Origin of the sequence: Streptococcus suis, from assembly GCF_002960425.1 — a bacterium.
Lineage (GTDB): Bacteria > Bacillota > Bacilli > Lactobacillales > Streptococcaceae > Streptococcus > Streptococcus suis_S.
Window position 1 is genome coordinate 80,875 of sequence record NZ_POIZ01000027.1, and the last position, 12,960, is coordinate 93,834.

A 12,960-nucleotide genomic window follows, 5' to 3' on the forward strand; every position below is an offset into this window, starting at 1 on the left:
GAAAATGTGGTATAATAAATCGGTGTGTTTCGATTGAAGCAGACGAAAGAGGAAAATAATGACAAAAGAACAAGAATTTTTAAAGGAATTTGAAGCTTGGGTCAATACTCAAGTTATGGTAAACGAGATGGCGGTGGAAGAAAGCCGTCGTGTCTTGGAAGAGGATAAGGATGAGCGGGCAGCGGATGCTTATATTCGTTATGAAAGTAAGTTAGATGCCTATCGCTTTATCCAAGGGAAATTTGCCAACTACCATGCTGGCAAGGGCTTCCATGATTTACCAGATGGCTTGTTTGGCCAGAGACATTATTAAAGAGAGGATAGAAATCTTGGCAAAGAAAAAAGTAAATCGTAAGAAACAATTGAAAAAATACATAGCAGACTTAAGACGTGCAGGTCATCTGACTACGAATGTAGCGCGTGAGGTTGTTGCACCTGTCGCTGAAAAGGTAGAAACGGTAGTGGAGAAGGCTCTTGAACAAGTAAAAGAAGTTGCAGCAGAGGTGTCTTCTTCAGCGCCTTCTTTGGAAAACTTTTTGGCACTTCCTAAGTTGGAAGGCATTGCGGCAGCACGTTTGGAAACCTTCTACCAAGCAGGTATTCAATCTGTGGCTGATTTTGCAAACCATACAGAAAAAGAGCTCTTGGCTCTTAAAGGTATCGGTCCTGCAACCATCAAGCAGTTGAAAGAAAAAGGGATTGACTTGAAAGCTTAAATCCCTTGCTTTTCAAGGTGTATTTTGTTACAATAAAGCCATTCAGAGGTGTTTTGAGCCCCATTTGTCACAGGAAGCGGTGATACTGAGAAATCCGCACAAATGTCAAAACTGGTTGCTGATGATGTGAATCGAATAAGCAAAGTGCAGATAATCTATCTGAACAAGGGTGGTACCGCGGAATAACTTCGTCCCTGTCTAGCAAGTCTAGGCAGGGATTTTCATTTGGAAAGGAGAAGATATGCTACATCATGTTGAAATATATGTTTCAGACTTGGAAACCTCACGTGCATTTTACGATTTTCTTCTGACCAAGCTGGGCTACTCGCTCTATCAGGAGTGGGATAAAGGGCTGTCTTATAAAAAAGCAGAGCAGTACCTGGTCTTTATCCAAACGCCAAAGGATTTCCTAGAGGCAGGCTATCACCGTTGCCGAACAGGTCTCAATCATCTAGCCTTTCATGCGGGAACACCTGATGACATTGACCAATGGCGGAAGGAATTTTTGACCAGACGAGTCAAACTGCTCTACGATGACCGCTATCCCCACGCAGGAGGACCAGACCACTATGCACTCTATTTGGAAGACCCAGATGGGATCAAGATAGAGTTGGTGGGGGAGGAAGGATGAATCTAATTATTATTGGAGCACAAGCTTCTGGCAAGATGACCGTTGGGCAGGAAGTTGAGAAATTGACAGGGATGACCCTCTTTCATAATCACGATTCGATTGATTTTAGCCTACGATTTATCCCTGAATTTTCTGAGGATATGTTTGACCTCAATACACGTATTACATTTGCTGTTTATGATGTATTTGCTAGGTCAAACCGCCCACTAATCGGAACTGCCTTGATTAATTTTAAAAATCCCATAGATGTTCAATTCCTTACAACAGTTCAGACGATTTTTCATCATCATGGTCAGGAAATTTTATTTGTTGAATTGGAAACTGCTTTAGAAGAACGTCTGCGGCGTAATCGGACAGAAAATCGACTGGCCCATAAACCTTTGAAACGAAACATTGAAGTTTCAGAGGCTGAGATTCTTTCTACAGCTGAGACATGTCAATACACCTCATTAGGCATTCCAGAGGGCATTCAGTATTATCTCAAAATTAATAATACCCATCTTTCTGCCAATGATGTAGCTCAACTGATTATCCAAAAAATGGAGGAGCTTGAGCAAGAACAAACGAAATAGCCAGCCCAAGGGACTGACTATTTCTAGGAGATTATATGAAAAAGAATTGGGCTATTTCTAGCTTGAGGATAGTATAAACCAATTTTCTTAAAGAATACTAAAGGAGAAAAAATAATGTCAAAAGAATTATCACCAAAATACAATCCAGCCGAGGTTGAGGCTGGTCGTTACCAAACTTGGTTGGACCAAGATGTCTTTAAGCCGTCAGGCGATGCGGAGGCTAAGCCTTATTCTATCGTCATTCCGCCGCCAAACGTAACAGGTAAGTTGCACCTGGGGCACGCTTGGGATACCACTCTTCAAGACATCATTATCCGTCAAAAACGCATGCAGGGCTTTGATACCCTCTGGCTTCCAGGTATGGACCACGCGGGGATTGCTACTCAGGCTAAGGTTGAGGAACGCTTGCGGGAGCAAGGCGTGACTCGCTATGACTTGGGTCGTGAAAAATTCCTCGACAAAGTCTGGGAATGGAAGGATGAGTACGCAGCGACTATTCGTGAGCAATGGGGCAAGTTGGGTCTGTCTTTGGACTACCAACGTGACCGCTTCACGCTGGACGAAGGCTTGTCGAAAGCTGTTCGCAAGGTCTTTGTAGAACTCTATAAAAAAGGCTGGATCTACCGTGGTGAATTTATCATCAACTGGGACCCAGCGGCTCGCACAGCTCTTTCTGATATCGAAGTTATTCACAAGGACGTAGAAGGTGCTTTCTACCACATGAATTACATGTTGGAAGATGGCTCTCGTGCCCTTCAAGTTGCGACAACTCGTCCTGAAACCATGTTCGGTGACGTTGCGGTTGCGGTTAACCCAGAAGACCCACGTTACAAGGACTTGATTGGTAAAAACGTTATCCTACCGATCGTTAACAAGCCAATCCCAATCGTTGCGGATGAACACGCAGATCCAGAATTTGGTACAGGGGTTGTGAAAATCACTCCAGCCCACGATCCGAATGACTTCCTCGTAGGTCAACGCCACAATCTGCCACAAGTCAACGTTATGAACGACGACGGCACTATGAACGAGTTGGCAGGCGAATTTGCAGGTATGGACCGCTTTGAAGCTCGTAAGGCAACGGTTGCTAAGTTGCAAGAACTTGGAGCCCTTGTGGAAATCGAAAACCGTGTGCATTCCGTTGGACACTCTGAACGTACAGGTGTGGTAGTTGAGCCACGTTTGTCAACCCAGTGGTTTGTTAAGATGGACCAACTGGCTAAGAACGCCATTGCCAACCAAGACACAGCTGACAAGGTAGAATTTTACCCACCACGTTTCAACGACACCTTCCTACAATGGATGGAAAATGTACATGACTGGGTTATCTCGCGTCAGCTTTGGTGGGGTCATCAAATTCCAGCATGGTATAACGAATCTGGCGAAATGTACGTCGGAGAAGAGGCTCCAGCAGGTGACGGATGGGTACAGGATGAGGATGTCTTAGATACCTGGTTCAGCTCTGCCCTTTGGCCATTCTCAACTATGGGTTGGCCTGATGAAAATGCGGCGGACTTCCAGCGTTACTTCCCAACCTCAACCTTGGTAACGGGCTACGACATCATCTTCTTCTGGGTGTCACGGATGATTTTCCAATCGCTTGAGTTTACAGGCCGTCAGCCATTCAAGAATGTGCTGATCCACGGTTTGATCCGTGACGAAGAAGGTCGCAAGATGTCCAAGTCGCTCGGAAATGGTATCGACCCAATGGACGTCATCGAGAAATACGGTGCGGACGCTTTGCGTTGGTTCCTGTCAAACGGCTCTGCCCCTGGTCAAGATGTTCGTTTCTCTTATGAGAAGATGGACGCGTCTTGGAACTTCATTAACAAGATTTGGAACATTTCCCGCTACATCCTCATGAACAATGAAGGGTTGACCTTGGAAGCGGCGCGTGAGAATGTCGCCAAAGTTGCAGCTGGTGAGGCTGGTAACGTGACGGACCGCTGGATTCTCCACAACCTTAACGAAACCATTGCCAAGGTCACTGAAAACTTCGACAAGTTCGAGTTTGGTGTGGCTGGTCATATCCTTTACAACTTTATCTGGGAAGAGTTTGCCAACTGGTATGTTGAGTTGACCAAGGAAGTGCTTTACAGTGCTGACGAGGCTGAGAAAGTCATGACTCGCTCTGTTCTTCTCTACACGTTGGACCAAATCCTTCGTCTCCTCCACCCAATTATGCCGTTTGTGACGGAAGAGATCTTCGCCCAGTACGCAGAGGGCTCTATCGTAGTGGCGGCTTACCCTGTGGTTAACCCAGCCTTTGAGAATACAGAAGCACATAAGGGAGTGGAAAGCCTCAAGGATTTGATTCGTTCGGTGCGAAATAGCAGAGCAGAAGTGAATGTTGCTCCTTCTAAGCCGATTACCATTTTGATTAAGACGGCAGATAGCGAGCTTGAAACCTTCTTCAAAGCTAACGAAAACTACATCCGACGCTTTACCAATCCAGAACATCTGGAAATCAGCTCAAGTATCGCTGCACCAGAACTAGCCATGTCAGCCGTTATCACCGGTGCTGAAATCTTCTTGCCACTAGCCGACCTCCTCAACGTAGAAGAAGAGTTGGCTCGTCTAGACAAGGAACTTGCCAAATGGCAAAAAGAACTAGACATGGTCGGCAAAAAACTCAGCAACGAACGCTTCATCGCCAACGCCAAACCAGAAGTCGTTGAAAAAGAAAAAGAAAAACAAGCCGACTACCAAGCAAAATATGATGCGACAGTAGGACGGATTGAAGAGATGAAGAAACTGGTCTAGTGGCCTAACATCACTTGATACTTCGTCAACTCACCTTGCCGTACTCAAGTACTGCCTGCGGTGTCGTTTCCTAGTCTCAAGCAGATGTTAACCGCACTAGATTAAACAAATGCCCAGCCTAAAAAGGGCTGGGTTTTGTGGTATAATAAGGCTAGAAATTCAAACAGGAGGAGCCTATGCAACCAACTTACAATATTGATAATCCCAACCTTTCCTACGAAGCCAAGCAAGAACTCTGGGAAACAGGTTTTGGTCTTCAAAAAGTGGATGGGTTGACTCCGTCTGTTTATATGGAAGAGTTGGCTGATAGGCAGGCTCGTGGAGAGTATACCTATGAGCAGGTGTACGAGGAAATTACGAAATATCACCAGTCAACTGATGCTAGTACGCAGGAGGCAGATATTGTATCTCTCCGAATTGTTGAAATGCTCTCTCAAAACGGTTTTAGCCTCCGACCAACTACCCTCTTACATATCCACAAAGAGCTTTTTCAGGGTATTTTTGACAGCAGTATTCCAGTTGGTGAGTATCGAACGGTTAATATTACAAAAAATGAGCCAGTTTTAAAGGGGGATACTGTGATTTATTCAGATTTTCCATTGATCGCCGCCACTTTGGACTATGATTTCCAGCAAGAAAGAGATTTTTCTTATGTTGGATTAGATAAACAAGCCATTGTTGCCCATATCCAATCCTTTATTTCAGGTATTTGGCAAATCCATCCCTTCCGAGAAGGAAATACTCGAACAATCACTGTATTTCTCATCAAATACCTTCGCTCACTTGGATTCGACATTGACAAGGAGCCTTTCCAAAAACATGCCAAATATTTCCGAGATGCCCTTGTACTTGACAATGCGAAGCTATTCGATAAACGCTCAGACTTTTTGACAGCTTTCTTTGAAAATCTCCTCTTGAATGGGCAGAATGAGTTATCGAGTGAGAGGATGTATGAGGAGTTGGGGATTATTGAATATCAATAAAGACAGGATAGTTTTCAATCCGGAAATAGACCAGTGAATACTTGGGCTTTTGACTTTTCGTTGATAAGCTTGTTAGGTAATTTGGAGAAATCATATGTCCTATTATTATGAAAAATCAACGGGTAAGGTTGCAAAGCATCTTGCTCGTTTTCCCTATTATGCTACCGATAAGATTCTGAACTTATTGCAATTTCAAGATAGTAATCAGCAATTTCTGATAAGCGATAAGCATTTACACGATTACTTTGAAGAACAAAAACATCAACTAAGTACCGATGAAAAACTCGCCATTCTGCTCAATCTTTTTAAGGGGCGTTTGGATGTCTATGCGAAGTCCTATATTGATGAAAATGGGAAAATCAACTATTTTCCTTCTTACAACTATGGTTGGAAAAACCTTCCTGTTGAAAAGAGAACCTGTCAACCCTTGACTAAACAGGTATTATTGGCTCACCTACGTGGCGAAATGAGTATTGGCATTTTTCCAATGAGCCTATCAGACACGTGTTCTTTTTTGGTGATTGATTTTGATAAAAAGAATTGGAGAGAAGAGGTCTCCATTCTACGAGATACAGCAGAAAAATATGGTTTTGAGGGTCATATTGAAATCTCTCGTTCTGGCAATGGTGCTCACCTCTGGTTTTTCTTCGAGGAAGAAATTGCTTGTCAGCAGGCAAGAAATGTTGGGAAACGATTGCTGGAATTGGCTATGCAGGAGTCAAAAGAGATTCGCTTTTCTTCATTTGACCGTATGTTTCCAAATCAAGATATTCTGCCCAAGGGAGGATTTGGCAATCTTATCGCCCTGCCCTTACAAGGGGAAACTTTCAAGAAGGGAAGAACCGTTTTTGTTGATAAACATTTTCAGCCCTTTTCTGAACAATGGATCTATCTTCAACAGGTTCAAAAGATTGGACAGAAGAAAATTCTAGATTTCTTAGGGCAGGAGTTTTCGGATTCTGTAGATGATACAGTGTTAGATTGTAGCCTATCAAATCTTATTCGAGTTGAGAAGAGGACAATTTCTTCAAAGACAAATTATTTATTGAGAAAGCTGGCATCTTTTCCTAATCCTGAATTTTATCTAAAACAAGCGACCAGACAACCAACCTATCAGACTCCAGAACGTATCTACTTATTTGAAGAAACGGATGAAGCCTTGCATCTTCCAAGAGGAATACTTGCTAGCTTACAAGAAATATTTGAAACAGTAACTGTTAGGGATAATCGCAACAGTTTATCTCCGATTCAGATTTCCTTCAAAGGGAGGTTGCGTTTTGAGCAGGAGCTTGCTTTGGCAGATTTATTCGCTAGTGAGAATGGTTTGCTATGTGCTGAAACAGGTTTTGGGAAGACAGTTCTGGGGGCAGCCTTGATTGCACAAAGGAAATGCCGAACGATTATCTTAGTCCACAATCGTCAACTGCTGGAGCAGTGGTTGGAAAGGTTGGGTGAATTTTTAGAGATTGAAGAGGAAGAAGCGGTTCGCTATACTCCTTCAGGGCGTATAAAAGTAATAGGGCATATTGGGCAATATGGTGCTTCTAAAAAATGGAGGAGCAAACTGGTGGATGTAGTTATGATTCAATCTCTCTTCCAATTGGACACTATTTCTGGCTTTTTGTCGGAATACGATATGATGATTGTGGATGAGTGCCATCATGTAACAGCCTTGCAGTTTGAAAAGGTAGTTGCTCAATTTGCTGGTCAATATCTATATGGTCTAACAGCAACGCCAGAGCGTAAAAATGGACATCAACCGATTGTCTTTCAACGGATTGGCCCAATTTTACATACTGCCCAATCAGGCCGATACGATTTTAAAAAGAGGTTGCTACTCCGTCTAACATCTTTTGGGAAATTGGACTTGGAACAGTCGAATAGTACGAACTTTTCAGCCCTTAATGATTGGCTTGCCAAAGATTTACATCGCAATACGTTGATCGTGCAAGATATTTTCAAACTATATCAAGAAAAACGAAACATCCTTGTCTTAGTCAATCGACGGGAACATATAGAACTATTGGAAAAGCTACTTATTGAAAAAGAAATGACCAATATTTTTTGTCTGAGTGGAGCGAGTAAAAGACGAGATACGAAAGAACTCCTGAAAAGAATCAGTGAGCTAGATGAGAATAGTCCCTTTGTCCTCATTTCAACAGGAAAGTATATTGGTGAGGGTTTTGATATGCCAAAGTTGGATACATTAATTTTGGCCGCTCCTTTGTCTTGGAAAAATAATCTTATACAGTATGCAGGGAGGCTTCATCGTCCCTATCAAGGCAAAACTGAGGTGAGAATAGTTGACTATCTTGATATACACGTTCCCTATCTTGAAAGAATGTACCAGAAACGTCAGATAGCCTATCGTAAAATGGCCTATCAGGTTGGAGAGAAAGAACAAACCCAAGTATTGTTCAGTGGTAGGGACTATGAAGAGAAATTTAGAGAGGATTTGCGGAATACACGTTCAATAGTCTATTTACAATTGCATTCCTTCACTTCTAATAAGCTTCAAGAGTTATTGGGGTTGTTACAAGGAAAACAAGTAGTTATTTATGTTTCCAAAAATCATAAGTTAAGTGAGTGGCTGACGGGGGTAAACAGTGACAATGTGAAGGTGAAGCTTGTACCAGAAAGGATTGGTACGACCACAGTCATCTTAGATAGTAATCTCGTTTGGTATGGCAATTTTACATATCATTCGGATGACCAAGCTAGTTTGCTAAGGTTGGAAAGTCAATCGATCGCAACTGAGTTGCTTGAAAAATTTGATGATTTAAATTTAAACATTAGATAATGAACAAAAAACCGAAAAATGTATTCAGATTTTTCTTTAAAAAATAGATCGTTTTTGTAGTGAAATTTAATGTTTTTTATAAAAATATGATAGAATGATGTAAATGGAGGTGTTTATGGAAAGAGAAATTTTTACACCGAATCAAAGCCAAGCTATTGTAGATGCTATATTAAAAGGATATAAGTCATATCTTGATGAGCGAATTGAAAAGAGAAAATCAATGCATGTTTCTGCGGGTTATGCTTGGACTAAAGCGAACCATATCAATGATGCCCTTGCGGTTGCGGACTTAACCTTCATTGATACATTTGAGTTAAAACATGCCGGTCAATCTTGGGAATTTTTAGAATTTAACTCAGAAAATCAACTGTTAGGGCGTGTATGTTTTGTTTTGAAGGGGCTGACGCGCTTGCAACAGGTTTTTCCGACAGCAGTAAAAAGTGGAAAGGGCTATTTATTTGACTATGCTCAAATAAATACAGCTTACCTAGAAAATCTTTCACGGCATACCGATGAAAGTACGCCTTTCCCAGTTCAGATGGAGCTGTTTGATGACAATTTATTTGAACTTTTGAATCGGTCTGAACAATCTATCAATAACTTTTTCTTTATCACATATCAGGCTGATGAATTACATCACTTGACGAATATTCAAGTCATCATGCCTGATTCAAGAAATGGAAAATTGATTGAAATACAAGATCTATCAACATATATTTCTACAAGTAGTATCGATTTTAGCGATGAAAAATATCAAGAGTTACAAGGCTTATCAGAGATTGATGATGTAGCTGATTTTGAGATTATCCCACGTCTCGCTTCAGAAAAAGAAGCTTAGAAAGGCTTAGAAATGTTTAATGGTTCAAGGCTAGAAGAATTACGACTTCTGAATGGTCTTACGCGTGCAGATTTGGCAAAGGAGCTAGGCGTAACTGAACAGGCCATTTGGCAATTTGAAACTGGAGTAACACTTCCAAAAATGAAAAATAAGATAGCAATGGCTGGATTTTTTCAAGTCGAAGTGGACTATTTTGATGGTTTTGAGGAAGTGTTCTCGTTTGCTCTTAGTCGCATTGCCTTTCGGAATGCAGACCTTGAGGCTAAGAAGACCATTCACATTCAAATGGTTTATTTGGAAAAAATGAACCAGATGATAGATTATCTGGAGGACTTTGTGTCTATTCCCAACCAGTCGATCTATCGTTTGATTGATAGTGTCCAGAAAAAGCTTCGACACAATGAGTCGCTTGAGCATATTGCAGATTATGCTAGAGAGGTATTGGCAATAGCCGTTGATAATGCCAATCTGCTTTACTGTTTGGAAAAATCAGGTATATATATTTCGGAGAGATTAATCAATGGGAATGCGGATGCCTATAGTGCCTGGTCACGTAACGGTCGTCCGTTTATCGTTTTGGGGGTTGGAAAATCAGCGGTACGACGTAATTTTGATTTAGCACATGAACTAGGACACCTACTCTTGCACAACCAAGTAGATTTTGAGGAACTATCGAAAGAAGAATTAGAGGAAAAGGAGAAGGAAGCAAATCAATTTGCTTCGTATTTCTTATTATCTAGGAAACAATTTTTAATGGATTTTGAGAACATTGTAGGTAAGCGTGTCAGCAATCCTGACCAATACATCTTGTTAAAAAAACGGTACAATGTTTCTATTCAAGCCTTAGAATATAGGGCGTATAAGCTTGGTATACTTACTCCGCAACAAAACTCCTATTTTTATCGTCAGATTTCTAAGAAGGGCTATAAAACTGTTGAGCCACTAGATTTAGAAATTCCCTTAAAAAAACCAAGTAAAATCAGAAGTATCTTAGATGTTATCCTTTCAAACAATCTTTTAACTCTGTCAGATATTGAACGAAACCAGAGGGTATCAAAGAATTTTATCAGCCAATTATTTGCATTTGATGTGCAATTTTTTGATAAGTATTTGCTGCCTTCAGATACATTTGATAATGTCATTCCTTTATTTTCTAGGAAGAGAGGATGATCTAGGAAAATAATGAACAAATCTAATTCTTACCAAGTCCACCTCCCCTCTCTCCTCCCTTTCGGTTTCATATTTTCTGACAATCGTTACACCTACCGTGAGGTGTTCATGGAGGGGCAGTTTGAGGTGGTGGTGGAGGTTGATGAGGCTGGTCAGCTGTCGTCCTTTGTCTGGGATTGTGAGATGGAGGAGGTCTATACCGCCCATCTGGTAACTGCGCCAGCTGGGGCTTTTGTGGGGCAGGTGAGAGAAAGCTATCAGTCCATTTTGGCTCGGGTTGAGGAGGCTTGTTGTGTCGCTCTGCCATTTTCAAAAGACCAAAGCAACCGCATAGCCCAACTCATCAAGGAGAAGTGGGGTGACCTACCTGATTATCCTTTTGCCAAGTCGCCGACCTATGGGGCCTTTCGCCACCCTTCCAATAACAAGTGGTACGCTTTGGTCAGTCAGATTCCGAGAGATAAGTTGGACGGAAGTGGGTCGCAAGAGCTGGTGGAGATTATCAATCTCAAGGTTGACGGTCGGGAAATAGCAGAGCTGCTGAGCCAGTCGGGCATCTATCCTGCCTATCATATGTCAAAGAAGACCTGGGTGTCGGTCTTGCTGGATGATACTGTGGAGGACCAGATGGTTTTTGCCCTCCTTGAGAAGAGTCGCTATCTGGTAGGACCAAAATCCTACAAGGCGGAGCAAGGGCCTGATTACTGGGTTATTCCAGCCAATCCCAAGGTCTATGATATTGATACCGAGTTTGCGGAAAATAAGGTAGTCTATTGGCCACAAAAATCAACCATTCAAGCCGGGGACATCGTTGCCATATATGTGACGGCACCTGTACAGGCCATTCGGTATGTTTGTCGTGTCTTGGGGTCGAATCTAGAAAATCATGGACAATCAGACATTCCGACAGAAAAGAAAGTCATGCAGGTGGAATTGCTCGCTCAGTTTTCCGATGATGTTTTGCCGAGAGCGCGCATGATGGACCTGGGTGTCAGGGCGGTACGTGGGCCAAGACGCTTAACTGAGGAGGTGATTCGCTACCTGACATCAAAAGTTAAGATTTTTTATTAAATTATCAGAATTTTTAATAAAAAGACTTTACAAGTAGGTAAAAAAGAGTATAATAGGGTGTATAAATTTAAGGAGGTAAGGTATGAAGAAAAGCTTCATTCATCAGCAAGAGGAGATTTCTTTCGTCAAAAATACATTCACTCAGTATTTGAAAGACAAGCTAGAAATCGTAGAAGTGCAAGGACCGATTTTGAGTCGTGTCGGGGATGGTATGCAGGATAATTTGTCCGGTGTGGAGAATGCGGTTACGGTTAATGTGAAGCTGATTCCAGATGCGACCTATGAAGTGGTTCACTCACTTGCTAAGTGGAAGCGCCATACCTTGGCTCGTTTCGGTTTTAATGAGGGAGAAGGGCTCTTTGTTCACATGAAGGCTCTTCGTCCAGATGAGGATTCCTTGGATCCCATTCACTCAGTTTACGTTGATCAGTGGGACTGGGAAAAGGTTATTCCTGATGGTCGTCGGAATTTAGCTTACTTGAAAGAGACAGTGGAGCAGATTTACAAGGCTATCCGTCTGACCGAATTGGCCGTTGAAGCTCGTTACGACATTGAGTCTGTTTTGCCTAAGAAAATCACCTTTATCCACACGGAGGATTTGGTCAAGAACTTCCCAGACTTGACACCAAAAGAGCGTGAGAACGTGGTTGCCAAAGAATACGGTGCAGTTTTCCTAATCGGTATCGGCGGTGAACTGGCAGATGGTAAACCACATGATGGACGCGCCCCAGACTATGATGACTGGACAAGCCCATCAGAAGCAGGCTACAAAGGACTCAATGGCGACATCTTGGTTTGGAATGAAGCGCTTGGATCAGCCTTTGAGTTGTCCTCAATGGGGATTCGTGTGGATGAAGAAGCGCTGAAGCGCCAGGTTGCTATTACAGGTGACGAGGATCGTTTGGAATTTGATTGGCATCGTGCCCTTTTGAATGGGCTATTCCCACTTTCGATTGGTGGCGGTATCGGTCAATCCCGTTTGGCCATGTTCTTGCTTCGTAAGAAACATATCGGTGAAGTGCAGTCCAGTGTTTGGCCACAAGAAGTACGTGATAGTTTTGAAAATATTTTGTAAGAGAGAATAAAAGGTGAGTCTGTGCAAGATATTCATGATGGATTCGCCTTCACCATTGAATAATGAAAACGAGCATATAGCCCTCACCAGGTGTATAACCTTAGTGGGGGCTTTGTGATTTACGAGCTAATGATGTTAGTAATTGTAGGGAAAACTAATCCTTGGAAAGGTAACACTTTTCTGTACAAAATTTATAAAGTATTTTTGTTATACGATTGCTATTATAGACAATATGTAAAGACCCCCAGTTGAGAATTCGTGGATTTACCTGTACACTAGAATAAAAAACAATCAACTTCTAGCAGGAATTACCACACTCAATTGGAGGTCTTATATGTTTC

11 protein-coding genes are annotated in these 12,960 nt (G+C 42.1%); all 11 read left to right on the forward strand.

Annotated elements, in window-relative coordinates; translation table 11 throughout:
* Positions 1–58: 58 nt before the first annotated feature.
* The gene (locus tag C1G57_RS02585) at positions 59–313 is read left to right on the forward strand and encodes a DUF1912 family protein (RefSeq protein WP_105107204.1); all 255 of its coding nucleotides are present in this window, start codon (positions 59–61) and stop codon (positions 311–313) included.
* Between the two features lie 16 nt (positions 314–329).
* Positions 330–716 (forward strand): helix-hairpin-helix domain-containing protein, encoded by a 387-nt coding sequence (locus C1G57_RS02590; RefSeq protein ID WP_105113640.1) that lies wholly within the window; start codon positions 330–332, stop codon positions 714–716.
* Between the two features lie 241 nt (positions 717–957).
* Positions 958–1,347: a VOC family protein gene (locus C1G57_RS02595; RefSeq protein WP_105113641.1), complete on the forward strand. Its 390-nt coding sequence runs from the start codon at positions 958–960 to the stop codon at positions 1,345–1,347.
* On the forward strand, positions 1,344–1,919 hold the full coding sequence (locus tag C1G57_RS02600; RefSeq protein WP_105113642.1) for a shikimate kinase: 576 nt from the start codon (positions 1,344–1,346) through the stop codon (positions 1,917–1,919). The genes C1G57_RS02595 and C1G57_RS02600 overlap by 4 nt, the downstream gene beginning before the upstream one ends.
* Before the next feature lie 114 nt (positions 1,920–2,033).
* Entirely contained in the window at positions 2,034–4,682 is a 2,649-nt protein-coding gene (locus C1G57_RS02605) for a valine--tRNA ligase (RefSeq protein ID WP_105113643.1), read from the forward strand.
* 176 nt (positions 4,683–4,858) lie between these two features.
* Positions 4,859–5,665 (forward strand): Fic family protein, encoded by an 807-nt coding sequence (locus C1G57_RS02610; RefSeq protein WP_105113644.1) that lies wholly within the window; start codon positions 4,859–4,861, stop codon positions 5,663–5,665.
* A gap of 94 nt (positions 5,666–5,759) precedes the next feature.
* Positions 5,760–8,465 carry a TOTE conflict system archaeo-eukaryotic primase domain-containing protein gene (locus C1G57_RS02615; protein ID WP_105113645.1) on the forward strand — a complete coding sequence of 902 codons (2,706 nt, stop codon included), beginning with the start codon at positions 5,760–5,762 and terminating at the stop codon, positions 8,463–8,465.
* 115 nt (positions 8,466–8,580) lie between these two features.
* Positions 8,581–9,303 (forward strand): hypothetical protein, encoded by a 723-nt coding sequence (locus tag C1G57_RS02620; protein ID WP_105113646.1) that lies wholly within the window; start codon positions 8,581–8,583, stop codon positions 9,301–9,303.
* Positions 9,304–9,315: 12 nt separating this feature from the next.
* The gene (locus C1G57_RS02625) at positions 9,316–10,473 is read left to right on the forward strand and encodes an XRE family transcriptional regulator (protein ID WP_105113647.1); all 1,158 of its coding nucleotides are present in this window, start codon (positions 9,316–9,318) and stop codon (positions 10,471–10,473) included.
* A 12-nt stretch (positions 10,474–10,485) separates the two neighbouring features.
* The gene (locus C1G57_RS02630) at positions 10,486–11,544 is read left to right on the forward strand and encodes an MmcQ/YjbR family DNA-binding protein (RefSeq protein WP_105113648.1); all 1,059 of its coding nucleotides are present in this window, start codon (positions 10,486–10,488) and stop codon (positions 11,542–11,544) included.
* An 82-nt stretch (positions 11,545–11,626) separates the two neighbouring features.
* Complete coding sequence (gene asnA / locus C1G57_RS02635) at positions 11,627–12,619, forward strand: aspartate--ammonia ligase (protein WP_015646534.1); 993 nt, start codon at positions 11,627–11,629, stop codon at positions 12,617–12,619.
* The last annotated feature ends 341 nt before the right edge of the window (positions 12,620–12,960 follow it).